General features: G+C 65.3%; 1 protein-coding gene. It reads right to left on the reverse strand.

Features of this window, described 5'->3' with window-relative positions:
• A partial coding sequence (locus SB753_RS38060) for an alcohol dehydrogenase catalytic domain-containing protein (RefSeq protein WP_410805292.1) occupies positions 1-240 on the reverse strand: 240 nt, incomplete at its 3' end.
• Positions 241-265 lie beyond the last annotated feature (25 nt).

Consider the following 265-nt stretch of genomic DNA (forward strand, 5'->3'; position numbering starts at 1 on the left):
GGCCATTCCGCCGCCGTCCCAACTGAGCCCGACGCAGCCCATTTTCGAGCACAGATGGCGCATGCCGCGCGCGCAGTAATAGCACTGTCCGCACGACGCGAGCGGCATCACCGAGATGCGGTCGCCGCGTTGCACGTTCTTCACGTCCTTGCCGACTTCGACGACTTCCGCGCTGAATTCATGGCCAAGCACCTGAGGCGCTTTCGCGCCTGTCAGCGCATGCGGTTCGGTCGGCACCACGATGGGCCCCGCCTGATACTCGTGC

The organism is Paraburkholderia sp. SIMBA_053 (assembly GCF_046534895.1).
Lineage (GTDB): Bacteria > Pseudomonadota > Gammaproteobacteria > Burkholderiales > Burkholderiaceae > Paraburkholderia > Paraburkholderia caledonica.